22 protein-coding genes and 2 pseudogenes are annotated in these 24,390 nt (G+C 68.1%); 10 read left to right on the forward strand and 14 right to left on the reverse strand.

The genetic code is table 11. From position 1 onward, the window contains the following. Positions 1-33 precede the first annotated feature (33 nt). From yidD to rpmH, 3 genes are read right to left on the reverse strand one after another with little or no spacing between them, the layout of a single operon-like run. Positions 34-252 carry a membrane protein insertion efficiency factor YidD gene (gene yidD / locus D7V88_RS19985; protein ID WP_120537285.1) on the reverse strand — a complete coding sequence of 73 codons (219 nt, stop codon included), beginning with the start codon at positions 250-252 and terminating at the stop codon, positions 34-36. Then, a complete protein-coding gene (gene rnpA / locus D7V88_RS19990) occupies positions 249-671 on the reverse strand; it encodes a ribonuclease P protein component (protein WP_372241095.1) in 423 nt (140 codons plus the stop codon). Before rnpA ends, yidD begins: the two co-directional genes overlap by 4 nt. Positions 672-683: 12 nt before the next feature. Next, positions 684-836, reverse strand: coding sequence for a 50S ribosomal protein L34 (rpmH, locus tag D7V88_RS19995; RefSeq protein ID WP_120537283.1), 153 nt, complete (start codon positions 834-836; stop codon positions 684-686). Positions 837-1,437: 601 nt separating this feature from the next. Between rpmH and dnaA the strand changes: the two genes are divergently transcribed. After that, positions 1,438-2,793 carry a chromosomal replication initiator protein DnaA gene (gene dnaA, locus D7V88_RS20000; RefSeq protein ID WP_120542248.1) on the forward strand — a complete coding sequence of 452 codons (1,356 nt, stop codon included), beginning with the start codon at positions 1,438-1,440 and terminating at the stop codon, positions 2,791-2,793. A gap of 118 nt (positions 2,794-2,911) precedes the next feature. Continuing rightward, the gene (locus D7V88_RS20005) at positions 2,912-3,682 is read left to right on the forward strand and encodes a hypothetical protein (RefSeq protein ID WP_120542249.1); all 771 of its coding nucleotides are present in this window, start codon (positions 2,912-2,914) and stop codon (positions 3,680-3,682) included. 42 nt (positions 3,683-3,724) lie between these two features. On the opposite strand, the gene D7V88_RS20010 is transcribed toward D7V88_RS20005, so the two are convergent. Then, positions 3,725-4,552, reverse strand: a complete 828-nt coding sequence (locus D7V88_RS20010) for a DUF4190 domain-containing protein (RefSeq protein ID WP_120542250.1) — start codon at positions 4,550-4,552, stop codon at positions 3,725-3,727. Positions 4,553-4,684: 132 nt separating this feature from the next. Here D7V88_RS20010 and D7V88_RS20015 point away from each other — a divergent pair, with 132 nt between their 5' ends. Next, positions 4,685-6,091, forward strand: coding sequence for a M16 family metallopeptidase (locus D7V88_RS20015; protein WP_120542251.1), 1,407 nt, complete (start codon positions 4,685-4,687; stop codon positions 6,089-6,091). A gap of 2 nt (positions 6,092-6,093) precedes the next feature. Beyond that, complete coding sequence (locus D7V88_RS20020) at positions 6,094-7,614, forward strand: M16 family metallopeptidase (protein ID WP_120542252.1); 1,521 nt, start codon at positions 6,094-6,096, stop codon at positions 7,612-7,614. Between the two features lie 65 nt (positions 7,615-7,679). Here the strand turns inward: D7V88_RS20020 and D7V88_RS20025 are convergent, their stop codons facing one another. Further along, on the reverse strand, positions 7,680-7,979 hold the full coding sequence (locus D7V88_RS20025; RefSeq protein ID WP_120542253.1) for a hypothetical protein: 300 nt from the start codon (positions 7,977-7,979) through the stop codon (positions 7,680-7,682). A gap of 427 nt (positions 7,980-8,406) precedes the next feature. On the opposite strand from D7V88_RS20025, the gene thrA reads away from it, so the two are divergent. The 5 genes and pseudogenes from thrA (at position 8,407) to sitI6 (D7V88_RS20050) (ending at position 13,978) form a co-directional block, all read left to right on the forward strand. Continuing rightward, on the forward strand, positions 8,407-10,863 hold the full coding sequence (gene thrA / locus D7V88_RS20030) for a bifunctional aspartate kinase/homoserine dehydrogenase I (RefSeq protein WP_120542254.1): 2,457 nt from the start codon (positions 8,407-8,409) through the stop codon (positions 10,861-10,863). A gap of 109 nt (positions 10,864-10,972) precedes the next feature. After that, complete coding sequence (sitA6, locus tag D7V88_RS20035) at positions 10,973-11,626, forward strand: SitA6 family polymorphic toxin lipoprotein (protein WP_443651584.1); 654 nt, start codon at positions 10,973-10,975, stop codon at positions 11,624-11,626. Between the two features lie 27 nt (positions 11,627-11,653). Next, positions 11,654-12,376, forward strand: a pseudogene (sitI6, locus tag D7V88_RS44510) (SitI6 family double-CXXCG motif immunity protein); the annotation flags it as partial. Positions 12,377-12,882: 506 nt separating this feature from the next. Then, the gene (locus D7V88_RS20045) at positions 12,883-13,224 is read left to right on the forward strand and encodes a DUF2380 domain-containing protein (RefSeq protein ID WP_120542266.1); all 342 of its coding nucleotides are present in this window, start codon (positions 12,883-12,885) and stop codon (positions 13,222-13,224) included. A 28-nt stretch (positions 13,225-13,252) separates the two neighbouring features. After that, entirely contained in the window at positions 13,253-13,978 is a 726-nt protein-coding gene (gene sitI6, locus D7V88_RS20050) for a SitI6 family double-CXXCG motif immunity protein (RefSeq protein WP_120542256.1), read from the forward strand. A gap of 3 nt (positions 13,979-13,981) precedes the next feature. Here sitI6 (D7V88_RS20050) and D7V88_RS20055 read toward each other — a convergent pair whose 3' ends face one another. The 5 genes from D7V88_RS20055 to D7V88_RS20075 all read right to left on the reverse strand — a co-directional run bounded on the left by D7V88_RS20055 (position 13,982) and on the right by D7V88_RS20075 (position 18,845). Continuing rightward, positions 13,982-15,808 (reverse strand): alkaline phosphatase D family protein, encoded by a 1,827-nt coding sequence (locus D7V88_RS20055; RefSeq protein ID WP_120542257.1) that lies wholly within the window; start codon positions 15,806-15,808, stop codon positions 13,982-13,984. A 120-nt stretch (positions 15,809-15,928) separates the two neighbouring features. Further along, the gene (locus tag D7V88_RS20060) at positions 15,929-16,354 is read right to left on the reverse strand and encodes a VOC family protein (RefSeq protein ID WP_120542258.1); all 426 of its coding nucleotides are present in this window, start codon (positions 16,352-16,354) and stop codon (positions 15,929-15,931) included. Positions 16,355-16,367: 13 nt separating this feature from the next. After that, positions 16,368-17,276 carry an AraC family transcriptional regulator gene (locus tag D7V88_RS20065; protein ID WP_120542259.1) on the reverse strand — a complete coding sequence of 303 codons (909 nt, stop codon included), beginning with the start codon at positions 17,274-17,276 and terminating at the stop codon, positions 16,368-16,370. Positions 17,277-17,306: 30 nt separating this feature from the next. Beyond that, positions 17,307-18,323 carry an alpha/beta fold hydrolase gene (locus D7V88_RS20070; protein WP_120542260.1) on the reverse strand — a complete coding sequence of 339 codons (1,017 nt, stop codon included), beginning with the start codon at positions 18,321-18,323 and terminating at the stop codon, positions 17,307-17,309. Positions 18,324-18,407: 84 nt separating this feature from the next. Further along, entirely contained in the window at positions 18,408-18,845 is a 438-nt protein-coding gene (locus tag D7V88_RS20075) for an SRPBCC domain-containing protein (RefSeq protein ID WP_120542261.1), read from the reverse strand. A 52-nt stretch (positions 18,846-18,897) separates the two neighbouring features. Between D7V88_RS20075 and D7V88_RS20080 the strand changes: the two genes are divergently transcribed. Next, on the forward strand, positions 18,898-19,227 hold the full coding sequence (locus tag D7V88_RS20080; protein WP_120542262.1) for an ArsR/SmtB family transcription factor: 330 nt from the start codon (positions 18,898-18,900) through the stop codon (positions 19,225-19,227). 63 nt (positions 19,228-19,290) lie between these two features. On the opposite strand, the gene D7V88_RS20085 is transcribed toward D7V88_RS20080, so the two are convergent. The 4 genes and pseudogenes from D7V88_RS20085 to D7V88_RS45520 all read right to left on the reverse strand — a co-directional run. Next, positions 19,291-20,907 carry a cytochrome c family protein gene (locus tag D7V88_RS20085; RefSeq protein WP_120542263.1) on the reverse strand — a complete coding sequence of 539 codons (1,617 nt, stop codon included), beginning with the start codon at positions 20,905-20,907 and terminating at the stop codon, positions 19,291-19,293. 12 nt (positions 20,908-20,919) lie between these two features. Then, positions 20,920-22,647 (reverse strand): DUF8225 domain-containing protein, encoded by a 1,728-nt coding sequence (locus tag D7V88_RS20090; RefSeq protein WP_120542264.1) that lies wholly within the window; start codon positions 22,645-22,647, stop codon positions 20,920-20,922. A gap of 219 nt (positions 22,648-22,866) precedes the next feature. Continuing rightward, the gene (locus tag D7V88_RS44515; protein WP_279636055.1) at positions 22,867-24,135 is read right to left on the reverse strand and encodes an MFS transporter; all 1,269 of its coding nucleotides are present in this window, start codon (positions 24,133-24,135) and stop codon (positions 22,867-22,869) included. A gap of 128 nt (positions 24,136-24,263) precedes the next feature. Beyond that, positions 24,264-24,390: pseudogene (locus D7V88_RS45520) on the reverse strand (DNA repair ATPase); the annotation flags it as partial.

The following is a 24,390-nucleotide window of genomic DNA, read 5'->3' on the forward strand; positions in this document are numbered from 1 at the left end:
GCGGAGGGCCGGGGGGCGGGCGGAAGCAAACCGTCAGGGGACGGGATCGAATCCGCCGGGGTGGAATGGCTGGCAGCGCAGCAGGCGCCAGACGGTGAAGGCACTGCCCTTGAGGCCTCCGTGCTTCTCCAGCGCCTGCATGGCGTAGGTGGAGCACGAGGGATGGAACCGACACGCCTTCGGCAGCAGCGGCCCCAGGAACCGCCGGTAGAAGCGGATGGGCAGGGCGATGACGAAGGCGAGTGGACTCATGGGGCTGGCTCTTTAGGAGGCACAGGTGGTGCCGGAAAGAGCCGTTGCAGCTTACGGGTGACGCCGTCGAACGCACGGGAAACTTGCGCGAAGGAAGCCTCCTTCGCCGAGGAGCGAACGACCAGGACTACGTCGAGACCGGGAGGCCATTGCGCGCGGCGCTTGCGGAACAGCTCGCGCAGCACCCTGCGAAGACGCGCGCGCACCACCGCGTTGCCCACCTTGCTGGAAACGGTGAGCCCCACACGGGAGTGCGCCCGGTTGTTGCGTTGGACGAGCGCCAGGAGGCAGTCGGACGGTAGCTTCTGACCGCCCTCCTGGACCTCCAAGAACTCACGTCTCTGAAGCAGGCGAAAGGCCTTGGGGAAGCGCTCGCCGGTTGCCTGAGGCACCCGCGGCGCCGCTCCCTCGGCCATCACACGTGCGTCCAGTTACTTCTTGAACGACGAAACCACCAGACGCTTACGGCCCTTCGCGCGACGGCGCTTGAGGACATCCCGGCCGGACTTGGTGCCGTTCCGCTTCCGGAACCCGTGGGCGCGATTGCGCCGGATCTTCGACGGCTGGTACGTGCGCTTGGACACGACTACTCCCTGAGAGCTGAAGGCGGCGCCCGAGACTCCCGGCGCGACCCGTACATTGGAAAGGGGGCGTCCGTAACCCTATTTCCTGGACAAGTCAATCACAGGATCACCCTGCCCCATCCCTGTTGCACGGGGATGGGTGGACGCGACCGATCATGTGGGAAAAGGGGGGAGGGGGCAAGGAACGTGCTCCACGCCATCCCAGCACGGGGAGACCGCCCCCTCTTTGACTGCCCGCGAATCCAGGACTGACAAACCTTTCAGGTCCGGAAGCGGCTCCGGAAGCGGCAGCGTGACGTGCAGCGGGGTCACGACCCACTGTGCCCCCGTCATCGAAGAGCCAGTAGGACAGGCCCTGCACAAACCCACCGGAACACTTCGGAAGATCCGTCCGGAACGGATCCACGCAGGACAGGGCAGGGCGGATCCGAAGCGCTCCACCATCGATGCCGTAGGTGGATCCACCACAGATCACTCCAGGTGGGTGAACCCCTGGGAACTGTTGGGCTTCTGGCCGGTTCCTTGATCGCCCAGAAACCCTCTGTTAGCACGGCCGGACGCCCGCTGGTTCTCCCCTCCGCACCGTCCTTCGAGCCTCCGTGTGAACGCCCTGGCCACTCAAGCCCCGCCATCGCTGCCCAGCGCCGGAGTCATCTGGACCCGCACGCTGGAAGCCATCCGTCAGGAGGGCCTCCACTACGCGTTGACGTGGCTGGAGCGGATGCCCCCCCTGGAGGTGCGCGAGAACGCCCTCGTCCTGGGCGTGCCCGACCGCTTCTTCCGCGACTGGGTGGATGACCACTACCGCGCCATGCTGGAGACGCACCTGTCCCGGCTGGAGCCCTCGCTGGGCCGCGTCGCCTATGAGGTCGTCGCCGGTCCTCCGCCGTCCGCGAACCTGCCGCCCACCCCCACCGTCAAGGTGAACTCCGCGCGGCCGTCCCGCCTCAACGCGCGCTTCACCTTCGACACCTACGTGGTCGCGGACAGCAACCAGCTCCCCGCCGCGGCCGCGCAGGCCGTGGCCCACCGGCCGGGCCACAACTACAACCCGCTCTACATCTACGGCGGCACGGGCCTGGGCAAGACGCACCTGCTCCAGGCCGTGGGCAATCACATCTGGGAGAAGGACCCCACCCAGCGCGTCGTCTACCTGTCCAGCGAGCAGTTCACCAACGAGTACGTGGAGAGCGTGCGCGAGCACCGCATGACGGACTTCCGCCGGAAGTTCCGCGAAGAGTGCGACGTGCTGCTCATCGACGACATCCAGTTCCTGGGCAAGCGCGAGGAGACGCAGAAGGAGTTCTTCTACACCTTCGAAACGCTCTTCAGCCTCAACAAGGCCATCGTGCTCACCAGCGACATGGTGCCCGCGGAGGTCCCCGGCATGGAGGACCGCCTGCGAAGCCGCTTCGCCATGGGCCTGATGGCGGACATCCGCGAGCCCACCTACGAGACGCGCGTCGCCATCCTCCAGAAGAAGGCGGAGCAGGAGGGGCTGAATCTGCCCGACCCCGTGGCGCACTTCATCGCCCGGCACGTGCAGAAGAACGTGCGGGAGCTGGAAGGCGCGCTCGTGAAGCTGTCCGCGATGCACAGCCTGACGCGCCAGCCGGTGACGGAGGAGTTCGCGGCCCAGGTGCTGCGGGACATCCTGCCCGCGCAGCGCACCGTGGACGTGGAGGCCATCCAGCGCGAGGTGGCCCGCTTCTACAAGCTGACCGTGGAGGCGCTGAAGGAAGACCGGCGCCACAAGGCCCTGGCCCACGCGCGCCAGGTGGCCATGTACCTGAGCCGCAAGCTGACGAAGAGCTCGTTCCCGGAGATCGCGTCCCGCTTCAACAAGGACCACTCCACCGTCATCTCCGCCGTGCGCAAGGTGGAGGGTCTGCGGGAGACGGACCCCAGCGTGCACCGCGATTTGTCGGAACTGGAAACGAAGCTCGGCGGGATGTGACGGGGGATTGACGCGGCGTCCCCGGCTTCGGGCATGCTGCGGCTTCGCGGGCCCTGACGGGGTCCGCCGCACGGAACGCTCGGCCGGAGGCGTTCCCTCCTTGTTTCAATCTCCCGCCATGCCCACTCCTTCGTGGTCGCGTCTGCTGTGTCTGCCTTTGCTGTCCCTGGGGTTCTCCGGCTGTGGTGAGTCGGGCGTCCACACCCGGCTCGTGTTCGCCCTCAAGCCGTCGCTCCTCGCCGGCGATGCGGCCCTGGCCTCGGGTGTCCGAGCCATGGAGTCCCCTCCTTCGCTTCCCAACATCACTTCAGACGATGGGCTCAGCTTCCAACTGGAAGGCGCCAGCGCCACGCTGGCTGACATCCGTCTGGAGTTGGGCTCGGGCGACAGTTGCTCGGACGTGAGGGATTCTCTTCCCGCCGGAACGGACTGCGTGGAGGACGGGGGCCAGGCCACGGTCATCCTCGCGGGGCCGGTCTCCGTGAACCTGGCGACGGGTGAAATGACTCCGCCGCTGGAGATTCCCCCCAGCTCCTACCGGCGGGTCGCCTTCCAACTGGCGGGCAATGGCTTCAAGGCCCACACGCGCTACTTCCAGGAGTCGAAGGCCTGGAACATGGACCTGACGCTGCCGGCCGGAGAGGTGCTGCGCTTCGATGCCCCGACCGACGTCGTGGTGAAGGAAGCCGGCTCCCTGCGCGTGGTGTTCCAGCAGGACACATGGATCCAGGGCCTGCCCCTGGCGTCATGCTTCCAGAAGGGGGACCTGGCCCGGGCGGACGCTTCCGAAATCCTCCTGGACGAAGCCCGCGGTGAGTGCCAGGGCGCCGGGGAACACGTGCGCGACAACCTCCGCGTCCACGGCACGATGAGCCCCCACTCTTTCTGAGCCTCCCAGGGAGAGGAGGGGCCCGGAACAGCGAGGCCCCCCTCAATCCTTTCGCACCAGGCCGAAGCGCTGGTCGAGGTAGTTCAGGACGAACACCCACAGCAGCGGACTGACCACCCCCAGGACGATGCCGGCGATGGCCTGCCCCCGCCGCCCGATGGGCGGATGCGCCCGGGGGTTCACACGCATCAGCCCCACCACGCCGCACACCACCGCGATGGGTGAGAGCAACGGCATGAGCAAGCTGCTGAAACCGAAGTGGAAGGCCTGACGCGCGATGGGGTTGTTGCGCAGCCGGTTCCACATCGCCCTCAGCGCGCCGGGCGTCACGGGCTGCCGGAAGAAGAGCCGGGTGCGCACATCGCGGTGGATGAGGACCGCGGCGAACGTGAAGGGAATGGCGGACAGCAGGTGGTTGAAGCGTTGCGCCGGTTCCACCACGCCCGCGCCCAGCGCCAGCAAGAAAGGCGTCGCCACCAGCAGGTGCCGCGCCCAGGACTTCCCCAGGAAGAAGGCCCCACCCACCGGCACCGACGCGAGCAACAGCGCCGAGAGCAGCAGGTCCTTCCGGGTGGGCTGCCCCCCGGACGCGAGCGAGACGAACACGCCCAGCAAGAGCGACAGGGTGAGCATCCCCACCGTCCAGGCCCAGGAGTCGCGCCGGCCCCAGTACTCCAGGCGGAAGGCCTCCAGGTAGTCCACCTCCGGGCGCAGCGAACAGGCGACGCAGAAGATGCGCTCACTCCCCAACGGGGTCCTGACGCAATCCGCGCAGATGAAACCACCACAGCGGGAACACGTGCCGCCCGCGAGCACGTCGGGGTGGACGGCGCAGTGCGGCTGCGCGGAAGGAGGGACCTCCAGGGACATGGCCGCAGTGTCTCACGGCGAGCACCCCCCGGCACCTGGACGCCCACCCGGTCGCCTTCCGGCTTACAGGCACCGGAGCGCGTGTTAAGCGCGCGAAGCACTGTCCTGAACCGAGGAGGAACCTTGTCCCGATTGAAGGCCCTCGCCGCCGCGGCCCTGTTGCTGGGGTCTCCGGCGCTCGCCCAGCAGCCCGAGGCGAAGCCGTTGGAGCCCGGCCGCGAAAACCTGGCCATTCCGTATGAGAAGTACACGCTGCCCAACGGCCTGGAGGTCATCCTCTCCGTGGACCGCAAGCTGCCCGTGGTGGCCGTCAACGTCTGGTACCACGTGGGCGCCTATGACGAGCAGCCGGGCCGCACCGGGTTCGCGCACCTCTTCGAGCACATGATGTTCCAGGGCTCCAAGCACGTGGCGGACGACGTGCACATCGCCCTGATGGAGCAGTCGGGCGCCTCCGACCTCAACGGCACCACCAGCTTCGACCGCACCAACTACTACGAGACCGTGCCCAGCAACCTGCTGGAGACCGCGCTGTGGTTGGAGAGCGACCGCATGGGCTTCCTGCTGGATGCCCTCACGGAGAAGAAGCTGGAGACCCAGCGCGAGGTCGTGAAGAACGAGCGCCGCCAGGGCGTGGAGACCGCCCCCTACGGTGAAGCGCAGGAGAAGGCGTGGCAGGCGCTGTTCCCGGCCCCGCATCCGTATTCGGGCAACGTCATCGGGTCCATGAAGGACCTGGACGCGGCCAACGTGGACGACGTGAAGGCGTTCTTCCGCACCTGGTACGCGCCCGCCAACGCGACGATCGCCATCGTGGGCGACTTCGACGTCGCGAAGACCAAGGCGCTGGTGGAGAAGTACTTCGCCACGCTGCCCTCCGGTCCCAAGCCCAAGCGGCCCGACGTGAAGCCCGTGAAGGTCACGCGCGAGACGGTCATCCGCCACGACGAGAAGGTGGCCACGCTGCCCCTGCTCTCCATGGCGTGGCTCACCGCCCCGTACCTGAAGCCCGGGGACGCGACGGCGGACGTGCTCGCCACCGCGCTGGGCACCGGCCGCGCAAGCCGCCTGTACCGGCGGCTGGTGCTGGACAAGCAGTTGGCGCAGAGCGTGGACGCCACGCAGCAGAGCCAGGGCGCGCAGTCCGTCTTCACCATCGAAGCGGTGGCCCGGCCCGGCGTCACCACGGACGCGCTGCAGAAGGAGATCGACGCGGTGCTGGACGAGGTCCGCAAGGAGGGCGTCACGCAGGAAGAGATCGTCCGCGCGCGCACCCGCTATGACACGCGTCAGTTGGCGGGCCTTCAGGCCGTGGGCGGCTCCGGCAGCAAGTCCGACACGCTGCAGAGCTACAACCAGTTCGTGGGCGAGCCCAGCTACGTCGCGCAGGACCTGGCGCGCTACCAGGAAGTGACGCCCGCGCTGGTGAAGCAGTTCGCCACCGACGTGCTGCGTCCCGATGCGCGCGTCGTCCTCCACGCGGTGCCGTCCAGCAAGGGCGCGCCGCCGTCTTCCGGTTCGGGCAAGGAGGCCCGTTGACCATGCACCGTCGAATCCTCACCGCCCTCCTCACGCTGACCGTCTCCGCCTGCGCCACCACGAAGCCCGCGGAGACGCCCCCGGAGACGCCGGCCTCGCAGCAACCCCAGACGCCCGCGCCAGACCCCGAGGCGTTCCGCGACACGCAGCCCAAGCCCGGCACGCCGCCGGAGATCGTGCTGCCCACGTTCGAGAAGGCCCAGTTGGACAACGGGCTCACCGTCATCGTCAGCACGCGCAAGGAATTGCCGCTGGTGTTCGCGGGCATCGCCTTCGCCTCGGGGGTTTCGCAGGAGCCCCTCGCGAAGCTGGGCGTGGCGGACCTGTCCTACCGGATGCTGCTGGAGGGCGCGGGCAAGCGCGACACGGTGGCGCTGGACAACGCGTTCGCGGACCTGGGCGTGTCGCCCGCGATGTCGGTGGAGCCCGACGGCGCCTTCGTGGGCGCTCGCGTGCTCACCCGCAACGTGGACGCGGTGATGGCGCTGCTGTCGGACGTGGTGCTGCGGCCCACCTTCGACGCCAAGGCCTTCGACCGGCGCAAGAAGCAGCAGTTGGGGGAGCTGGTGCGCCGCATGGGCGACCCGAACTTCCTCGCGCAGCAGGCCTACTACGCCGCCGTCTTCGGCGCGGACCACCCGTATGGCCATCCGTCCGGGGGCACCCCCAAGACGGTGCAGTCGCTGACGCTGGCGGACGCGAAGAACTTCTACGTGAAGAACACCGGCCCCCGCGCCGCCGCGCTCATCATGACCGGCGACGTGACGCTGCCGCAGGCGGTGGAGTGGGCGAAGAAGTACTTCGGCGGGTGGAAGGGTGGGGCGGTGGCGCCCAAGCCGCCTCCTGCGCCCCCCGCGCCTCCGCGTGAGCAGGTGCGCGTGGTGCCCAAGCCGGGCCTGGAGCAGACGGTGGTGCTGGTGGGCCGTCCCGGCCTCGCCGCGGGCCACGCGGACGAGTATCCGCTGGAGCTGGCCACCACGGTGTTCGGCGGCTTCTTCGGCAGCCGGCTCAACATGAACATCCGCGAGGACAAGGGCTACAGCTACGGCGCCAACGCCTCGCTGGGCACGCGCCTGGGCGTGGGTCCGCTCACCGCGTACGCGGCCGTGCGGCAGAACGTCACGGGCCCCGCGCTCGAGGAGTTCATGAAGGAGCTGGCCGGCATCAAGACGAACCCCATCACGGAGAAGGAGCTGGCCGCCGCGCGCGAGGGCCTCATCCGCGCCTTCCCGGGCGCCTTCGAGACGGTGGAGGGCCTGGGGGGCAGCGCCTCGCAGCTCTTCTTCCACCGCCGTCCGATGGACGAGTACAAGAAGAGCGTGGAGGGCCTGCGCGACGCCAGCGCCGCCGAGGTGCAGCGCGTGGCCGAGGCCTACCTGGACCCGGCCGCCATGCAGGTGGTGCTCGTGGGCGACCCGCTGGTCATCCAGGAGCAGGTGACGCCGCTCAAGCTGGGCAAGCTGACCCTGGTGGAGACGCCGGCCTCGGATGCGGCGCCAGCGCCCAAGGCCGCGACCCCGTAAGCCAGGGGTCGTGGGTGGAGTGCTTCAGGCCGGGGTCCCGACGTGGGTCGGGGCTCCGGCCTTCTTCATTCCCGGAGGGGCTCTTCGGCTTCGTTGTCCTCCCGGGCTTCGGCCCTGAGGCGGCCTTGGACCTCGCGCTCCTCGGCGTCCACGTCCTCCAGGACGCTGCTGCTGTGGGTGGTGTTGCCGCCCACTGGGGCGTCGCTGTCGAAGGCGAACTTCTGCTCCTCGGTGGAGTGCTTGGCGGCGTCCGCGTACAGGGGCTTGGTGTCGTCGGCTTCCAGGCCCCGCTCCACGCGGTCCTTGGCGAAGCCTGGCTTGGGATGGGCGCCAGCGTCCTTGTCGCTCTTCTTGCGGGTGGGCATGGGGTGCTCCCAGTGAGGTGGTTCAACAGGTGACACCGTGAATGTCGGCAGCCTTGGGGCCGCGCACCACGGTGGGCCCTGGAGGGAGGGGGCCCGGTTGCCCGCCCACTGACCAGGTGTCAGTGAAACGGCTAGGATGGTGACCTCATGGGTGGACAGCGTGAAGACAGCGGGCGGCACGGGGGGACGACGTCCTCCGTGGTCACGCGTTTCCAGTCCACCCTGACGTGCACTTGCACCGGCCTGACTCCTCGCGGAGCGCGGACCGCCTGACTTCGGACGGACCTTCCCGGTCCCCCTCCCGAACCCGGCCCCGCGCTCCTCCCGAGCGCGGGGCTTTTCGTTGCCCACACACCCCAGGAACTCCCATGACGACCCCGATGAGCTCCCGCCGCCATGTCCCGTCCCGCCGCGAGGAGGCCGTGTCATGCGCGTGATGAAATTCGGTGGCACCAGTGTTGGGGATGCGGACCGGATGCGCGGAGTGGTGGCGCTGGTCGAGGAGGCTCGAAAGACGGAGCGGGTGGCGCTCGTCGCCTCCGCGGTGTCGGGCATCACCAACCTGCTGGTGGACGCGGCGCGGGCGGCGCAAGAGGGCGAGCCGGTGCAGGACGTCTGTGCCCGCTTCGAGGACACGCACTCCGCCATCGCGAAGGCCCTGAGCGCGGATTTGAAGCCCGCCCAGACGCGGCCGCTGGCGGAGGGGCTGGTGGCGCTGGGTGTGGAGCTGCGTGGGTTGTTGCAGGGCGTGGGACTGTTGCGTGAATGCTCGCCGTCGGTGCTCGCGCACCTGTCGGGCCTGGGGGAGCGGGCGTCCTGTCTGCTGCTCGCGGCGCTGCTGGAGGCGCGGGGGCTTCAGCCCACGAGCCTGGATCCTCGGCAGGTGTTGTTGTGTTCGGGGGATCCGCTCCAGGCGACGCCGCGCGCGGAGGAGATCCGCGCGCGGTTCGCGCCCTTCCGGGAGAGTGGGCCGGGACTGTTGTTGATGCCGGGTTTCTTCGGAGGGGATGCGCGCGGCAAGACGATGTCGCTGGGGCGGGGTGGGTCGGACTACTCGGCGGCGCTGGCGGCGGCGGCGCTGGATGCGCGGCTGTTGGAGATCTGGACGGACGTGGACGGCATCTTCAGCGCGGATCCGCGGCTGGTGCCGGAGGCGTTCGCGTTGGAGGAGGTGAGCTTCGAGGAGGCGATGGAGCTGGCCTACTTCGGCGCGAAGGTGCTGCATCCGAAGACGATTGCCCCCGCGCGCGAGCGGGGCATCCCGGTGCGCGTGTGCAACAGCTTCCGGCCCGAGCACCCGGGCACGATGGTGACGGCCACGGCGCAGGCGACGCGGCATCCGGTGCGGGGGTTGTCGTTCCTGCAGGACATCGCGCTCATCAACATCGCGGGCGCGGGATTGAAGGGCGTCCCCGGCACGGCCGCGCGCGTGTTCGACGCGATGGCGCGCGCGTCCATCTCCGTGGTGCTGATCACGCAGGGCTCCAGTGAGTCCTCCATCAGCTTCTGCGTGGGGAAGGAGGAGGGCGCGCGGGCGGTGCAGGCGCTGGAGGATGCGTTCGAGGTGGAGCGTTCGGCGGGGAAGGTGGACCCCATCGAGCAGCAGCCGGGGCTGGCGGTGCTGAGCATCGTGGGCGACGGGATGCGGCACCGGGTGGGTGTGGCCGGCACGTTCTTCAGCGCGCTGGCGGATGTGGATTGCAGCATCGCGGCCATCGCGCAGGGCTCCAGCGAGCGGAGCATCTCCGCGGTGATTGCGCAGGTGGACGGGCCGCGCGCGATGGCGCACGTGCACCGCAAGTGCTTCGGCACCACGGAGATTGTCGAGTTGCTGGTGGCGGGCGTGGGCACGGTCGGTGGGGAGTTGCTGCGGCAGATCCACCAGCAGGCGCCGAAGCTGCGCGCGCATGGGTTGGATTTGCGCGTGTGCGCCATCGCGAACAGCCGGAACAGCCTGGTGGCGCCGGAGGGCGTGGCGCTGGATGGCTGGAAGGCCCGGCTGGAGGCGAGCACGGAGCGCTTCACGCTGGACACGTACCGGGGCTGGGCGAAGGCACGGCGGCCGGGCCGGCCCATCTTCGTGGACTGCACGAGCAGCGAGGATGTGGCGCTGGGGTATCCGGCGCTGATGGCGGCCGGGCTGCATGTGGTGACCGCGAACAAGAAGGCGAATTCGGGGCGGCAGGACCACTGGAAGGCGCTGCGGGAGACGGCGTCCCGGCACCAGCGGAAGTTCCTCTACGAGACGAACGTGGGGGCGGGGCTGCCGGTCATCGACACGCTGAAGAACATGCTGCGCACGGGCGACACGGTGCACCGCGTGGAGGGCATCCTGTCCGGTTCGCTGTCCTTCATCCTGGGATTGACGGAGCAGGGTGTGCCGCTGTCCAAGGCGGTGGGCACCGCGATGGAGAAGGGCTTCACGGAGCCGGATCCGCGCGACGACCTGGAGGGCACGGACGTGGCGCGCAAGGTCCTCATCCTGGCGCGTGAGTTGGGGCGCACGCTGGAGTTGGAGGAGGTGACGCTGGCGTCGCTGCTGCCCGAGGAGTTCGACGCGAAGGGGCCGCTGCCGGACTTCCTGGAGCGACTGCCGCAGGCGGACGGCATCTTCCAGCAGCGGGTGGATGCACACCGGAAGGAAGGCAAGGTGCTGCGCTACGTGGGCAGCGTGGGACCGGAGGGCGTGCGCGTCGGATTGGTGCCGGTGCCGCTGGAGCATCCGCTGGCGGCGGTGAAGGGCGGCGAGAACGCGCTCAGCTTCCTGTCGGAGCGCTACAGCCCCACGCCGCTGGTGATTCGCGGGTACGGCGCGGGCGCGGCGGTGACCGCGGCCGGCGTGCTGGCGGATGTGCTGCGATTGGTGGAGGGGCCGCTGCCCTGACGGTGTAGGGGAGTCGGGCGAAGTCGGGCCTGGGAGGGTCGAGATGGCGGAGATGGGCAAGGACGCGTTCGTCCAGAAGGTCGCTGAAAGGACTCAGCGCGTGCGAGCCCTGGGGAAGTGGCTGACGTTCGGTGTGCTGGGTTTGTTGATGGCGGCGTGCGCGTCCAGCACGCCGCTCCAGCAGCGCTGGGAGGCAGCGGAGGCAGAGTGCGGTGAAGCGCGGGAAGATGCCTGTGTGACCCTGCGGTGCAGGGACGCCTTGTGCGGCTTCTATCGCTGTGAGGACGTGCCCGGGGAGGTGGTGCTGGCGCGGGGACTTCCGCCCCGGCCGCCTCCCATGGCAGTGGCCCCCGCTCCGGGCAGTGGGCCCCGCCGCAACTGGGGCGGGAGCATGGACCTGCCGGGCGGCAAGAAGCCCCTCGTGGTGTTCCCCAAGGCCGAAAACATCCGGCCCGTGGAACTTCCGCAGCGGCGGTTGTCCGCGGGGAAGATGGAGAAGCATCACATCTTCCCGCAGGCACCGGATCTCGCTCGGTGGTTCAAGCGACAGGGCGTCGACATCCACCTGTATACCCTGCCCCTCCCCGTTCACGTTCACCGACGCATTCACAGCGGAGGGGACAGGGGCGGCGATTGGAATCAGGCTTGGCGCGAGTTTCGCGACGCAAACGGGAATGCCTTACCCGCGGAGATCTACAAACACGCCGGAAGCCTCATCTATCGCTTTCAACTCACGGGTGATTCCCTCCAGCAGTACTACTGATCTTCCGCAGCCGAGGCGCCCAAGTCCATGAGCCGTTATTTCTATCTCCGCCCCGACAAAGCAACCTGGGCCACCTACAAGGGTGAGTTCAGTGCAGCCCCCAAATGGGGGCTGCCCGGCCTGAAAGATTGTCCGGGTTGTGGTGCCTCCTGGTCGTCCTGGGGCGCGCACTATCCCGCCGTGGATCTGTCGGAGCTTCCAGAACGACACGAGTTCGAAGAAGCCCGGCAAGAACCCTTTCACGAATTCGTTCGCCTCCGGGAGTTGGTGCGTCCCCTGGCGCCTCCAGGTTCCAAGCTTCCACCCGGCACCAACTTCGGTCCGTTGGTAGGTCCTGCTTCCGGTCGGTTCGCTCCCTTTTCGGGACTCGAAAGCTGTTGGATCGTCGTTCGCCGGGACACCTTCGACAGCCTCCAGGCAGCGGGCGTGCGCGGACTGCTCGGATGCAAGACGGAGCTCAAGTTCCGTCAGAAGACGCCGCCGGACCTCCTCGAACTCCAGATCGAACCGCGTGGATTGCTCCACCGTGACTGCCTTCCGCCGGACCTGGCGCCTCCGTGCACCACCTGCGGACGACAAGGCTTCACGCTGCCGGACGACCCCATCCTCGATGAAGCCTCACTGCCCACGGACACGGACCTCTTTCGCGTGGGCAACTTCGGCACGGTCATCATCGGCACCGACCGCTTCAAGGATGCCGTGGAGCAGGGTGGCTGGGAGGGCATCCAGTTCCGCGAACTGCCCGTGCGTGACCGTGCACACGGTCACGAGAGGGCGGCTGCGCCACCACGGCTCGCGGCAGTGAAGACGGGTCAGAGCGCGCCCGGGAAGGTCGAGATGGGCGAGGAAGAGTTCGTCCAGAAGGTCGCGGAACGGCTCCAGCGGATGCCGAAGGACATCGCGCCGACGGGGGAGCCGTACCATGTCCTTGAAGCCGCGACGGCCGACGGTGAGTCGTCAGGTCAGTTCTGGATGGAGGGCCCCGAAGGGGGCATCCCGCTGTTCCAGAGTCGGGCGGACGCGCTCAAGGCCGTCCGGTGCATTCCCCTGCCTTCGGAGCTCGGAGGGTATGCGGAGACCGCAGAGCGCTGGCATGTGCACGCATTGTCCGGCGACGAGCTCCGCTATCTCTATCTCAATCCAAATCTCACGCTCTACGTCGTCCTCACGGTGCTCGAATCCGGCATCGAGACAATGCCTCTGTGAGCGTGCGAGCCCTGGGGAAGTGGCTGACGTGCGGTGTGCTGGGTTTGTTGATGGCGGCGTGCGCTTCCACCACGCCGCTCCAGCAGCGGTGGGAGGAAGCGGAAGCGGAGTGCGGTGAAGCGCGGGAAGACGCCTGTGTGACCCTGCTGTGTAGGGATGCCTTGTGCGGCTTCTATCGCTGTGAGGACGTGCCCGGGGAGGTGGTGCTGGCGCGGGGCCTTCCGCCTCGGCCGCCTCCCATGGCGGTGGCTCCCGCTGGCGGCGATTGGAACCAGGCCTGGCAATTTCATCAAAGAAAAACCAGATGCCACTCACAGGAAATCTATCAGCATGCGGGTGAACTCATCTACCGCTTTCAGCTCCCGGGCGGGCCCTTCCAACAGTACAACTGACCTTCTTCAAAATAGGTATTAAAAGCCCATGCCTCGTTACTTCTGGCTGCGCGATGACACAGTCGCCACTGCTCGCTACAGCGGAGATTTTGATGCCGCGCACAAATGGGGTCTCCCGGGCCTCAAGGATTGTCCAGGCTGCGGTGCCACCTGGGGAGGCGCTGGACACAATTACCCGGCTGTGGACCTTTCACTCCTGCCCGAGCGCGGAGAATTCGAAGAGCCGCGACCCGAACCCTTCCACGAATTCATCCGCCTCCAGGCATTGGTGCGTCCCCTTGCCCCACCGAATTCGAAGCTTCCCCCTGGAACCCGCTTCGGTCCTCTCGAAGGGACCGCCTCGGGACAGTTCGGCCCTTTCATGTGGCTTGGAATATCGATGATAATCGTCCGCCGCGACGCGCTCGACAGCCTCCAGGCTGCGGGCGTCCGGGGACTTCTCGGAGCCCGCACGGAACTGCGGTTTCGTCAAAAAGCGCCACCGGACATCCTCGAGCTTCAAATCGAGCCACGCGGGCTGCTTCACCGTGACTGTTTCCCTCCTGACGCGGCGCCCCCTTGTGCTACCTGTGGGAGACTGGGATTGCGTCGACCGGACGACCCCATCCTCGACGAAGCCTCACTGCCCACGGACACGGACCTGTTTCGCGTGGGCAACTTCGCCACCGTCATCATCGGCACCGACCGCTTCAAAGCCGCCGTGGAGCAGGGTGGCTGGGAAGGCATCCAGTTCCGCGAACTTCCCGTTCGCTGACGCTCATCCCCGGGGAGGGAAGGGCGGCGGCTCCACCACCACTTCCATCGGCAGGTGCTGCTTCTCCGCGATCCACCTCACCCACAGCTTCGGCCGCACCGTCATGTGCTCCCGGTGCTTGGGCTTCTCCAACCGGATGGACAACCAGTTACGGTCCCTCAAATACAGTTCCTTGCCCACCGGCAGCAGCTCCGTCTGGAGAAACCCGGGCAGGTCCTCGCGCGAATCCTTCGACATCGCGAGCATCCCCTTGAAAGCCAACCAGCACGGCGGGGGATGGATGATGGGCGAGGACGTCACCTGTTCGATGAACACCTCTCCCACCGTTCCCAGCGCGGGCACCAGGTGGTCCGGATTGCGCGAACGCACCCGGGCCCTGGCCCCCACGTGCACGTCTCCGGACAACACCGTCACCGCGCAGTAGGAGCGCTTCGACAGCGAAAACAGGTTCATCAACAGCCGCGTGCGCTCGCCTCGGTGCACCGCCGATTCCCACTGGTCCAGCAGGTCGTCGCGCAGGTTGATGCCTCCGGTCATGTCCTCCATCGCCGGCCCGAAGCGCAGGTGCACGAGCGGCACCGAGGACACCACCAGCACGTGCCGTGCCTTCTTCCCGTTCTCCGGTCGCTGACGGTGCTCCTCTCGCCAGGCGTCGAACGCGTCCCACTGCGTCCGGCTCATCACCGTGAACTCGGACTGCGGATGCGCGTCTGCCGTGTCCAGCACCCGGCTGGTCCGCCCGCTGCGCAAATCCAGCAGCACCACGTCCAGGTCGCAGTCCTCCGTGGAGAAACAGAACGTCTGGAAGTAGTGCCGCGTCTGCCTCGGGTCCACGTCCTGCGCTTCCCGCAGCACCGGCTGGAGGAGCTCCTGGTCGTCTGGTTCGCGCGCCGTCCACGGCTGGTCGAGCGTGCCTTTCTGGAAGGCCTCGAAGGCACGCGCCGCCGCGCTGTAGAGGGCCCGGTACCAGGGCGAGCGCTGGAGCTCCTCGTGCGAACCCCACCCGTCGAAGATGTCGTGGTCATCCCACATGAAGAGGCCCGGCACCCGCTGGAGCAGCGGCGCGATGCCCTCGGGGCCTCCCCACCGCTCCCGGTACAACCAGACGTATTCGGTGAGCAGGCTTTCACGCAGCCCGTCGGGCACCGGCCGGTTCAATCGCTTGGACCGGGGCAGCTTCATGTGCCCGTTCAGCAGCTCCACCGTGTTGTGGAGCGAGTCAGCGTAGAGCTGATCTCCACCGCCGATGAGCAATTGGAAGCCCGGTGTCTTGGCGGGGTCCGTCGGCTCCTGCTGGTGCTGTTGCAACATCTTGTCCCAGAGCGCGTAGGGCTCCTCGAGGTCGCTCCAATCACTCGCACGGCTGGCGCCGTTGCAGGAGAAGAACGCGATGTTCGGCGACACGCCCTTCGCGGGAACGATGACGTCGGACACGACCAACGGCTTCGGGGAACTGGCCGGGGACGCGGACCGGTTGTTTCGCGGTGGTGGACACCCGAACGTCACGGGCACGCCAGGCTGATCCACCGCTTCGAAGTGGTAGGACAGCCTCTGTGCCACGTCCCTGCGCGGCAGCACGACCTCCCAGCGCCACACCACGCCCGCGGTGTCCTTCGGCAGGCGGGTGAAGTCCGCCGCGGGCCTCACCTCTTCGAACGCGGCGACCTGGACGCCACGCACATCCGTGAAACACAGCTTCAGGGCCGGGGACACCCCCACCGACGGGCTGTCCAGGAACACGTTGACGTAGAAGCTCCACACGTCGTGGGACTTCGGGTCCGGCGTGGACTGCGCCTTCGCGTACAGGATGGGTCCGAGCAGCAGCTTCATCGCGTTACCCTGGGGGTTTCACGGCCGGAACCCGGCCAGACCGGGAAGCGTTGCATAGACCTCCGCTTCCGTCGATGCAGGCACGAGGCCCGCTCGCCTCCCGGTGGGGCCGTCAACCTCTCAGCCCTTCGGCGGCGGCGCGGCGAGCGGCTGATACGTGCCGAAGCTCCAGATGTTCCCTTCGGGGTCGAGCGCGCTGAAGTCACGCGAACCGTAGTCGGTGTTCGTCAGCTCCATGAGGATGGCCGCACCCGCGGCCTTCGCTCGCGCATGGAGGGCGTCCGGGTCGGTGACGACGATGTAGACGCCCTGGTTCTTCGCGGGCACCTGCTTCGACGACGCCATCTTCATCCGGTTCGCGCTGTCCGGACCGCCGAACATGATGAGGCCGTGGCCCAGCGTCAGCTCGGCGTGGGCCACGGCACCGTCGGGCGAGCGGTAGACCGCGCGCTCCTCGAAGCCGAACGCCTGCTTCAGGAAGCGCAGGGCGGCCTCCGGGTCTTCGTAGCGGAGGAACGGATAGATGCTGGGCAGGGTCGTGGACATGGTGGGCTTCCTTTCACCGTGCATCCTGCCCATCGCCCCACGCCGGTTCTTGTACGGATTTCACCTGCGCCCCGGATTCGAAGCCGCCCGCGTCCGGCAGCGTGCGGCGCAGCAGGGCGGAGGGGGGCCCGCCGGTGAACTGGCGGAAGTCCCGGTGCAGGTGGGCCTGGTCGAAGTAGCCCAGCTCCACCGCCAGCTCCGCCCAACGCACCGGGCCGCCGGCCTTCAGCCGCTGCACCGCGCGGTCGAAGCGCAGCAGGCGCGCCAGCCTTCGGGGTGGCAGGCCGACGTGTTCGTGGAACTGGTGGATGAGGTGCTTGTGGCTGCGGCCCAGCTCGCGCGCCAGTGCGGCGATGTCCAGGTTGCCGCCCGCGTGGTGGATGCGCTCCACGGCCCAGCGCACGCCCGCCTCCACCTCCGGGCCGCGCTCCAGCCGTCGCGTCAGGAACGCGTCCACGTGGGCGAAGCGGGCCGCCCAGCCCGGGGCCTCCGCGAGCTGCTCCACGAGCCGCCGCGCCTCCAGGCCCCAGAGGTCCTCCAGGCCCACCACGCGGTTTGAGAGTTCATGCATGGGCAGGCCGAAGACACGCCGGGCCCCCAGGGGCGTGAGGTTCACCTGGAGCCCGTGGGACACACCGTCGTGTTCGGTGGTGCTCCAGCGCTCGTCGAGCCCCGCGGTGAAGCCGGAGCGGTGCCGCGTCACCCGCCCCGCGTCGTCCAGGTGCTTCAGCAGCGGACCGAACTCCAGGATGAGCACCACCTGGACGCCGGGCAGCTCCTGCCGCCGCAGGGGCGCGGCCGTGGCCTCGCGATAGCCGCAGTAGTCGCGGACGAGCCCGGCCAGGTGCGCGGGGGGTTCAGCGAGGGCCATCTCCCAGCCGCCCCGCTCCGACGCGTGGCGCACCACGCGAATGGAGTGCATGCGTTGGCAGTCCTACGCGCAAAGGGGCGACTACTTCGAGCCCTTGCGCAGGAAATCGAGCAGCGCGGCGTGCCATTTGTCGGGTGCCTCGAAGTGGGGGATGTGGCCCACGTTGGGCAGCTCCACCAGCGTGGCGCCGGGGATGGCGGCGGCGGTCTTCTTTCCCAGCGCGGGGTACTGGCCCAGCTTGGGGAGGAGCGCGGGCGGCACGCTGCCCTTGCCCACGACGGTGCGGTCCTCCTGGCCGATGACGACCAGCGTGGGCGAACGCACGAGGGGGAACTCGTGCACCACGGGCTGCTCGTAGATCATCTGCTGCGTGGCGGCGGAGACCCAGGCCATGCGCGGGTACTCGCCGCTGAGCGTCTGGCGGTAGAGGACCTGGACGTACTCGTCGTACTCGGGCTTCCACTTCACGTAGTAGGTGCGCTGGTACTTGCGCAGGCCTTCTTCCGTGGCCTGGAGGTTCTCGCGGTAGAGGTCCTCGGTGGACTTCCAGGGGACGCTCTCGCGGTAGTCCTCCAGCCCGATGGGGTTCTCCAGCACGAGCTGGGATGTGGTCTCCGGGTACATCAGCGCGAAGCGGGTGGCGAGCATGCCGCCCATGGAGTGGCCGACGACGACGGCCTGCTTCACGCCCGCGGTGTCGAGCACCTTCTTCGTCAGCGACGCGAGCGTGTGGAAGCTGTATGCGATGGCCGGCTTGGAGGACTTGCCGAAGCCCATCTGGTCCGGCGCGATGACGCGGAAGCCCGCGCCGGTGAGGACGCGGATCGTGTCCTTCCAGTACGCGCCGAAGAAGTTCTTGCCGTGGAGCAGGACGACGGTGCGCCCGTTGGCGTTGGCCGTGGGCTTCACGTCCATGTACGCCATGCGCAGGTCCTGGCCCTCCAGCGTGACGGGCAGGAACTGCACGGGGGCGGGGTAGGGGTAGCCCTCCATGCCCAGGCCCAGCGCTTCAGGTGCTCGGCGCGACTCCTGCGCGTTGGCGGCCGGGGCGGACAGCAGCAGGGCGGAGAGGAGCAGGGCGGGGACGCGGACGGACATGGGCCTCCTCGGGCACGGTGGGGACGCGGGGGAACGGGTTCTGGGAGGTGACATTCCCGTTCGGCTTCGACGGGGGTCGATTCTCTAGAGCGCCCCGCCGGCGCGCAGGTTGATGCCGTACTCCAGGAAGCCCTTGAGGCAGCACAGCATGTGCATCCAGCCGCCCACGTTGCCGTAGGCCGACTTGAAGCCCTGGGCGTCCTGCGTCCAGCCCGACTCGCTGATGCGCACCATCGTGTTCGCGGCGTCGAGCGGTTCGAAGAGCATCTCCACCCGCGTGAGGGTGCCGCCTTCCGCGGGCCACTCGAAGACGATGCGTTCGTCCCGGACCACCTGCCGGACGATGACGTCGTGGTCGCCTGGAACTTCCGCGAACCGCCACTGCACCGTCGTGCCCTCCACGAGGGGGCCGCTGGCGTGCTGGACGAAGTAGCCGCTGAGCTTCTTCGGCTGGACGACCGCGTCGAAGACCTCCGCGACCGGCTTCTGGATCTTCAGTTGCACCTGGAACTTCGTCTCCATGGGTCCCCTCCTGTTTCCTGGCGCGTCCAGAAATAGGTTATAGATTTATAACATGTCAAGCAGCACCCGGGACGACCTCATCTTCAAGGCGCTGGCGGACTCGCGGAGGCGGGCCATCCTGGACCTGTTGAAGGACGCGCCCCGGACGACCGGGGAGCTGTGCGAACACTTCGGGTCCACGCTGGATCGCTGCACGGTGATGCAGCACATCGGGGTGTTGGAGCGGGCGGAGCTGATCCTCGTCCGGCGCGAGGGCAGGACGCGGTGGAATTACCTCAACGCGGCGCCCTTCCAGGAGATCCACGAACGGTGGATCTCTCCGTACGCGGCCCACGCGGTGGAGGTTCTGTCGAAGCTGAAGCGGGACCTGGAGGGGGAGTGAGGACCTGGGGTCGCTGAAAGGCGCTGGAGCCTTGGGGCCCCAGCGCCTTCCAGTCCCCGCAACCTACTGGAGGATGCGGCGCATCCTCGGCGGATGCAGTTGTCCCGCCTTGATGGCCGGGGTCACCCGCTTCGACTTGATCATCGCCTGGTTGGCAGGGGGCAGCCCCTGCGCCAGTCCGAAGATGAAGCTGAAGTCAGACGCAATGCCAGACGGGCCCTGGATGGTGGCGCTCGCGTGACAGACGATGCAGTTGCTCGCCTTCGCCCCCTGACCGAAGTCCGCCGTCTGCTGGATGTAGGTCTCCATCGTCGTGTTCGCGATGGGGAGGCTTCCCGACGGCGTCGGCGCCGCGAAGGGAAGGGGCGCCTTTTTCGGCTTCGTGGGACTGGGGCTGGGCCCGGTGGACCACAGCGTGTTCACCAGCAGGTAGTTCTCCCAGACGGATCCAGGGTAGGCCTGCCGCAGGTGCTGCTGGACCGTGGCCGTCACCTCGGCCGCGGTCTTGTCGATGGGCGTCAGCCGCGTCACCTGCACCGCCGACGGCGCCGGGCACCCATTGCCGATGAAGTACGGAGGCGGCGTGTTGGGCTCGCAGCCCACCGTCACCTGCGTAGCCCCACCGTCCGCCGAACAGTTCGCCGGCACCGACAGCGTGCGCGGCTGGCATTGCGCGTTGTAGAAGTTCCACTGCGTGGTGCCCGCATCCGCGTTGTGGTTCGGAGCGTTGTCCACGTGCTCGAAGGTGGACCACACCAGCGTGGGCTGGCTCTGCGTCGCGTGGATGATGTGCAACCCCACCAACGCCACCGTCGCCGCACGGCACTTCTGCGTGGAGGGATCCAACACCACCGCGGGCGCCAGCTTGTAGCGGTTCCACCGTTCATCCGTCGGCGTGGAGACCTCCATCCACGCCGACTTCGTCTCGATGGCGCCCACGCTGTTCGGCTGGAACGAACCCTGGGGCAGCACCAGCGCCACCCCCGCGTCCGCCTGCGCCATCTGATTGGCCGCGTTGTACAGCCCCGCGTCCACCACGTAGTCGAACTCCGGCTGGCTGATGCGCACGTCGTACCAGACGTTCGTGCCGTTCTGTGCCCCCAGCCACGCGGGCCCGCTGAAGGGGAAGGCCTGCGCGCTGCTGCTCGGGTCGAACTGCTCCGCGAACTTCGACGCCACCGTCAGCGCCAGCCGTCCCTTCGCCTCCACCCGCGTCAGGCCCGCCTCCGCCAGACACGCCGGATCCACCTGGGGCGCCGTTCCCCACGCGGGCGGTGGGCCGCCGTCCGGAAGGAACACCTGCGCCACGTCCATCCACGTCTGCCATTGCACCGCGCCCAGGTCCCCGGCCGTGCCGAAGCCCGCGTCCACCCCTCCGTCCATGGAGGCGGAGGGCCAGTTCAACGCGATGAACTGCTGCCAGGCGAAACAGTCCGCGTCCACCTGGCTGGACACCTGGCTGAAGTCGGGCGGGATGTCAGGTCCGAACTGGAGGGTCTGCGTGTTGCCACACGAGAAGCTCGAAGGCACGGCGGCCCCGGGCGCTTCGGCGGCACGTGGCGGTGTGGCCTCCTCCCGGACCGGGGCCGGTTCGGAGGAGGGTGCATTCTTGAGACAGCCCGCTGTCAGCGACAGCACGGCCACCAGCGCCAGCGCTGGAGGGGTTCTGGAAGGGGTCATGGGGTTCCTGGCTCAGGCGGGAACGACGTGGATCGCGGCGGGGAACCCCACCGACTGCGCCTGACCGTTGTTGGTGATCCACAGGCTGCGCGGACCGGGGACCGCGCTGGCGGAGACGTCCACGGTCACCAGCAGCACGGACAGCGGGGCGGGATAGGTATTGCCCGGCACCGCATACGTGACGCTGGCCTGACTCACCACCCTCGCGGTGACGCCATCCCCGAAGGACACCGCGGGGAAGCCCCCACCGGACAGCGTGTCCGCGGTGATGACCAACTGCACGTTCGTGTCTCTCACCTTGAGCCTGGGAGCGATGAGCGTGCTGTTGCTCGCCAGGTTCATGTCCACGCCCATCACATTGGGCACCTGGGTGCCCACCAGGGCGTAGAACACGTTGGCGTGGAAGATCTGCAGCGGCTGGGCGAACACCGTGGGCGGCGTGGCCACGCAGGACTGCACCGGGGCCGTGTCCGTCTGCTTCAGGCCCGCGCCGGTGATCTGCATCAGGAACGTCTGCGCCACCTGACCGGCCCACTTGATCTTCTGCCCGTTGATGGTGAGGTCCGACACCGTGTACGGCTTGGAGGCGGGCACCTGGAAGCTGGCGTGCAGGATGTAGTGGCCGGGCATCTTGCGGCCCTGCTCGTCGAACATCTCCGACCGGCCGCGCACGATGGTCCAGAACGTCGACACGTCGGTGCCGTCCGGCGACTGGTAGTTGTAGGACGCGAAGTCCGGCGTCTGGATGTAGAGGCCGGGCGGATTGGCCAGCGTGGCCTTCATCGCGGACTGCGCGGGGTTGGGCGGCGCGACCAGTTGGTTGATGCTCTGGCCGATGTGCGGATCGCTGTTGCGCGCGGGCTGGCCGTACTGGGCGCAGCAGATGAGCGCCTGCGCGTTGCCGTTGCCACCCGGACGCGGCACCGTGGCGGCGGAGCCCAGGCCAATCTCCGTCTGGATGGTGTTGGGCGTGCTCGTCAGGTGCATGGCACCGCCCTGCGTGGCGCTGGAGACCGGGCCACTGTTCCACTTGTTCAGCGGGTTGTACGCGGGCCGCCCGGTGGACGGGTCGATGACGGGCGTCCTCCTCGACGGATCCACCAGTTGCAGGTCCGCCAGTTGGATGTGCGGCTTGCCGAGCGTGCTCCGGTACAGCTCCAGCACCCGCTCAGGGCTCACCGCCCAGAGCGAGTTCCAGTACTCCGGGTTCTCGCAGGTGAAGTCGATGCGGACGATGTCGCCCTTCTCGTTTCGCTCGACGCTCCACTCGCAGTACTCGTCCTGCCAGCCGCGCGGACCGAAGGGGCCGTAGTTCGACACGTCCTGCGTGCAGGGGTTGGTGATCTTCGGCAGCGCGGAGAAGGGCGTGCCGTTCGTCGTCTTTCCGGTGTCACCCAGTGACAGCAGGTCGTCGGTGGACAGCTCCAGTCCCTGGACGTTGTTCGAACCGTTGCCTTCGCCGTAATAGAAGTCGAGCCGCCCGGGGAACGCGTTCCACTGGATGGGCTGGTACACCACGTTCGCGGGGTCCGTCGTCACCGGGTTGAAGTACCAGGTGTTGTTCGCCGCGTTCAGGCTGTTCCACGGGTTGCCGGTGATGCCCTGCTGCGTGAAGCCCGTGAGGTTGAACGACCACTGCTCGTCGAGCTGCTTCTGGAGCGTGGGGTTCTGCGGGAAGTCGATCTGGTTCGCGGGCGTCAGGAAGCGCCGGACGATGTCAGCGGTCTGGGACGAAAGCATGACAGATGCTCCTTGCAGGGACGGACCTCCCTGGAACGGGAGGCGGACGCCGCGTCTGCAAGACAGACACCACGGGTACGAAGGCCATGTCCGCCCAAGGACATCCGAGGAGGCGTAAGGGAAAACCGAGCCCTGGGTCGAAAGGGATTGCGTCCTGTCAGGACGTGATTGCGTCCCTCGGAAAGGCAGACTGACGCGTCAGGATGGACCGCTGACGCGTCAGTGCGAGCTGTCTGAGAATGGCTGCACTTCGGCCTGCGCCAGGCGCACGTTCTCGAAGCGGGCCGGGCGCAGCATGCGCGTGGTGAGCACCAGTGCCAGGAAGATGGCGCTGGTGCTCAGGGCCACGAAGCGCAGGCCCGAGCGGTCCGCCAGCGCGCCCTGAAACCAGACACCCAGCGAATAGCCCGCGCCCAACACCATGCTGTAGAGGCTGCCCATGCGCGCCTGCAATTCGCGCGGCACGCGGTTCTGGCAGGACGCGCTCAGGCTGCTCATCAGCACGAGGTAGTTGGCGCCCAGGAAGAAGATGCACACCGCGGCCACCTGGAGCGTGGGCGCCAGCCAGTAGATGCCGGACAGCACCGCGATGGACGTCGCCGCGTAGCCGCGCAACCGGCGCTGGCCGAAGGTCTCCGCGAGCGTGCCCACACCCAGCGCCGCCGTCACCGCGCCCGCGCCCTGGCAGGTCACCAGCAGCGACGTCGCCGCCGCGCCCTGGCCCAGCTCGCGGATGGCGAACACCGGCACCAGCCCGATGAAGGGCGCCACCAATGCCGCCACGAAGAAGGTGGCCACCAGCACCAGGGAGATGTCCTCGTCGTCGCGCGCCACGGTGACGCCGCGCCGGATGCCAGCCCAGAGCGGTTCGCGCTTCACCGCCGGGTCCCGGGGACGGGGCACCACGCGGGAGAGCGCCACCAGCACCGCGAAGAACGACAGCGTGTTCGCGAGCAGGGCCCAGGCGGGGCCACTCACCTGCAACGTCAGCGCGGCCAGCGTAGGCCCCAGGATGCGCCCCAGGTTGAACTGCGCCGAGTTGAGGCTCGTGGACAGGTGCAGCTCATCCGGCGGCACCAGCTCCGCCAGGAGCGCGCCGAAGGCCGGGTAGGTGAGCGTGCTCACGCACCCGCTCAGGAACGAGATGAGGCCGATGACGGGCACCGACAACTGCCCCCGGAACGCCAGCACCGTCAGGATGCCCGCCAGCGCCGCTTGCAGCACCGCGCCGAGCGCCGCGTACGCACGCCGGTCGAAGCGGTCCGCCAGCGCTCCGCCCAATGGAGCGAGGATGACGGCGGGCAGGAAGGACAGCGCGACGATGGCGCCCGTGGATTCGGCGCGGCCCGTCGTCTGCGTGACGTACACGCCCATCGCCACCGTCTCCATCCAGGTGCCGATGTTGGAGATGAGCGCTCCCATCCACACCGCGAAGTAGCCGGGGTGTTCGAAGGGGCGCAGCGAGGCAAGTCGGTGGGTCGAAGACACGGCGGCTTTTCTCTTAGCGCACGGCGTGACGGCGCGCCCGGCACGGCGCGGCACGCTTGGAGTCGCAATGAAGAGGACGGCAGTCCAGGCAGCAGCCCGGCTTCAACGAGGCGCGCATTCCGTGGCAGCGACGCGCCGTCGAAGACCTTGTAGTCGCCCGTCTGGAGGTAGTAGCCGCCCGGGAAGACGATGCCCTGGTCCTCCGGCAGCCGCACGCAGGACTGCCCGATGGCGTCGATGCGCACCACGTGCTGG

This window comes from Corallococcus terminator (genome assembly GCF_003611635.1).
GTDB lineage: Bacteria > Myxococcota > Myxococcia > Myxococcales > Myxococcaceae > Corallococcus > Corallococcus terminator.

Excerpts from the sequence above, each read along its gene's own strand:
- yidD (WP_120537285.1), bottom strand. The coding sequence starts at position 252 with ATGAGTCCACTCGCCTTCGTCATCGCCCTGCCCATCCGCTTCTACCGG.
- D7V88_RS20005 (WP_120542249.1), top strand. The coding sequence starts at position 2,912 with ATGCCCACTCCTTCGTGGTCGCGTCTGCTGTGTCTGCCTTTGCTGTCC.
- D7V88_RS20010 (WP_120542250.1), bottom strand. The coding sequence starts at position 4,552 with ATGTCCCTGGAGGTCCCTCCTTCCGCGCAGCCGCACTGCGCCGTCCAC.
- D7V88_RS20020 (WP_120542252.1), top strand. The coding sequence starts at position 6,094 with ATGCACCGTCGAATCCTCACCGCCCTCCTCACGCTGACCGTCTCCGCC.
- D7V88_RS20025 (WP_120542253.1), bottom strand. The coding sequence starts at position 7,979 with ATGCCCACCCGCAAGAAGAGCGACAAGGACGCTGGCGCCCATCCCAAG.
- thrA (WP_120542254.1), top strand. The coding sequence starts at position 8,407 with ATGCGCGTGATGAAATTCGGTGGCACCAGTGTTGGGGATGCGGACCGG.
- D7V88_RS20045 (WP_120542266.1), top strand. The coding sequence starts at position 12,883 with ATGGCGGCGTGCGCTTCCACCACGCCGCTCCAGCAGCGGTGGGAGGAA.
- sitI6 (WP_120542256.1), top strand. The coding sequence starts at position 13,253 with ATGCCTCGTTACTTCTGGCTGCGCGATGACACAGTCGCCACTGCTCGC.
- D7V88_RS20055 (WP_120542257.1), bottom strand. The coding sequence starts at position 15,808 with ATGAAGCTGCTGCTCGGACCCATCCTGTACGCGAAGGCGCAGTCCACG.
- D7V88_RS20060 (WP_120542258.1), bottom strand. The coding sequence starts at position 16,354 with ATGTCCACGACCCTGCCCAGCATCTATCCGTTCCTCCGCTACGAAGAC.
- D7V88_RS20065 (WP_120542259.1), bottom strand. The coding sequence starts at position 17,276 with ATGCACTCCATTCGCGTGGTGCGCCACGCGTCGGAGCGGGGCGGCTGG.
- D7V88_RS20070 (WP_120542260.1), bottom strand. The coding sequence starts at position 18,323 with ATGTCCGTCCGCGTCCCCGCCCTGCTCCTCTCCGCCCTGCTGCTGTCC.
- D7V88_RS20075 (WP_120542261.1), bottom strand. The coding sequence starts at position 18,845 with ATGGAGACGAAGTTCCAGGTGCAACTGAAGATCCAGAAGCCGGTCGCG.
- D7V88_RS20080 (WP_120542262.1), top strand. The coding sequence starts at position 18,898 with ATGTCAAGCAGCACCCGGGACGACCTCATCTTCAAGGCGCTGGCGGAC.
- D7V88_RS20085 (WP_120542263.1), bottom strand. The coding sequence starts at position 20,907 with ATGACCCCTTCCAGAACCCCTCCAGCGCTGGCGCTGGTGGCCGTGCTG.
- D7V88_RS20090 (WP_120542264.1), bottom strand. The coding sequence starts at position 22,647 with ATGCTTTCGTCCCAGACCGCTGACATCGTCCGGCGCTTCCTGACGCCC.